General features: G+C 47.7%; 2 protein-coding genes and 1 tRNA gene. 1 reads left to right on the top strand and 2 read right to left on the bottom strand.

Annotation, left to right across the window (positions count from 1 at the left end; genetic code table 11):
- The first annotated feature begins 247 nt into the window (after positions 1-247).
- Positions 248-979, top strand: a complete 732-nt coding sequence (locus C4B57_00985) for an orotidine-5'-phosphate decarboxylase (GenBank protein PXF56056.1) — start codon at positions 248-250, stop codon at positions 977-979.
- Positions 980-1,357: 378 nt separating this feature from the next.
- Here C4B57_00985 and C4B57_00980 read toward each other — a convergent pair whose 3' ends face one another.
- Positions 1,358-1,555: a hypothetical protein gene (locus C4B57_00980; protein ID PXF56055.1), complete on the bottom strand. Its 198-nt coding sequence runs from the start codon at positions 1,553-1,555 to the stop codon at positions 1,358-1,360.
- A gap of 269 nt (positions 1,556-1,824) precedes the next feature.
- Positions 1,825-1,900 (bottom strand) — tRNA-Ala (locus C4B57_00975).
- Positions 1,901-2,080 lie beyond the last annotated feature (180 nt).

Below are 2,080 nucleotides of genomic sequence, written 5' to 3'. Positions count from 1 at the left end.
AAAAAAAATTAGAAAAATTGAGGAGTTGACTCAAAAAATGGTTGCTCTATGAAAGAATCTTCAGACCAATGGCAGTAATTGTATGGCAAGCAGCCTACCCGGTGCTTGCTGCCTGTATCTTATATGAAATATCCAGATGAATCCTCACTCATTAAGCCTGGTCGACATTTCAGGACCGCATCCGCTGAAATTCCTTGACATTTGAACCAATTGCCGGCATCGATTCTGTTCTACGGAGGTAAAAAACATGAAAAAACGCCCAACCCATATTCCGCTGGAAGAGAGAATAATCTTTGCCCTTGATGTGCCAACGCCAGAGGAGGCTGTGGCTTGGGTAAAGCGGCTGGGCAACAAAATCAGGTTCTATAAGGTCGGTCTTCAACTGTTCCTTTCATGTGGATTTGAAATTGTGGACTGGATTACACGCCAGGGATTCAAGCTGATGCTGGACCTTAAGTTCTTTGATGTTCCACAGACAATAGCGCTGGCAGTTGCACAGCTCAGAGGCCATAGAATTACCTTTGCGACTGTCCACGGGAACAGACCGATTTTGAAGGCGGCTAATGAAGCCAAAGGAGATATAAAGCTGCTGGCAGTTACGGTCCTCACGAGCATTGGTGACCGGGAGACCGGGGAGCCGGGACAGGAGAAAACCGTAAAAGAGCTGGTGCTCTTTCGGGGAAGAAATGCGCTGAAACTTGGCTGTGATGGAATAATCTGCTCAGGGCTTGAGGTCGCCGACCTCCGGAATGAGCTTGGAAAGGATTTCATCATTGTTACACCCGGCATAAGACCTTCCAAAAGCGGCAGGCTTCCGGAAGATGATCAGAAAAGAATAGCAACTGCAAGACAGGCAATTGCCAGCGGGGCTGACTATCTCGTAGTCGGCAGGCCCATAAGCCGATCAGATTCTCCTGAATTGGTGATAGAAGAGCTTCAAGAGGAGATAAGCGACGCCCTCAACGAACTGAAAGGATGATTCGAACACGGGATAGGCGTTCAAAGGTTCAGAAGTTCACCGTTCAAGGTTGCTTTTCTTTTGTTAACCTTAACTAACCTCGCACCTCAAACGTAACCGGTCACAGGGTGGGATCTTCTTTCAACATGTTCTCGCCCCTTGTTTTATAAGGCTTTTGCAGCGGGGGAGTCTTGCCTCCTCCCCGTTCTCCTCCGCTTCGCTCCGGAGCCGGGGTTTCCCCCGCTGCAAAAGCCGATAAAACTGCAGGGGTAACGCAAATCGTTTCCAGAAGATCCCACCCTGTGACCGGTTACCCTTAAACCCTTAAACCCCTGAACCTTTGAACCCCTGAACCCCTGAACCCCTGAACCTTTGAACCCCTGAACCTGTCAACTATGGTTACCCGCCATGTCTTGATTTGGCAGATGCAACTGTTCGATATACAAGCTCAAAGACCTCTTCAAAGGAAGTGGGTGTGAGCTTCCCCATTTCTATAAATTTTACCACTATCTCCTTTGTGACCTTGAGTATCAGCTCCTCTTCACGGAGCTTGAAATCACGGTCCCGGTCTTTATCCCTGTTTTTGAAATCAGGCATTTCCCGCCGGTCTCCGGACCATAAACAATAAGGTCCCTGCTTCAGAAGAAGGCCGATTTCTCATTAGCAGGGACCTCCGCTTACTAAGAAAAACCCGGAAAGGGCCCTCCTTACAGTAATCTCTGAGCGTTCAAAGGTTCATAAGGTTCACTGTTCAAGGTTATCTTTCTTAAAATTCAACCTCCATTCAGAACTTATGAATCAACGGCTTAAATTTTCAGTGAACCCTGAACCTTTCAACCGTGAACGGCCATAGTAATTTTTCAAATTGGTGGAGCTGAGCGGGATCGAACCGCTGACCTCTTGAATGCCATTCAAGCGCTCTCCCAGCTGAGCTACAGCCCCACTGGCGAAAAACTATTAACATACTGGCTTGTTAGCGTCAAGAAAGGTAAGATAGGCCTGGATATTTCATATAAGCGCAGGCGAATTTTGTGACGCAGCACAGGAGGCTCTTTTGAGCCTTCAGAGGCAAGCTGTGATCGTCTTTTCTCAAGCTATGGGTAAAAATACCACCATAGCCAG

The organism is Deltaproteobacteria bacterium (assembly GCA_003194485.1).
Lineage (GTDB): Bacteria > Desulfobacterota > Dissulfuribacteria > Dissulfuribacterales > UBA3076 > UBA3076.
Note: the sequence above shows the minus strand (reverse complement) of the source record. Positions and strands in the feature narration are given on the sequence as shown.

Coding starts and splice junctions, on each gene's coding strand:
- C4B57_00980 (PXF56055.1), bottom strand. CDS start 1,555: ATGCCTGATTTCAAAAACAGGGATAAAGACCGGGACCGTGATTTCAAG.
- C4B57_00985 (PXF56056.1), top strand. CDS start 248: ATGAAAAAACGCCCAACCCATATTCCGCTGGAAGAGAGAATAATCTTT.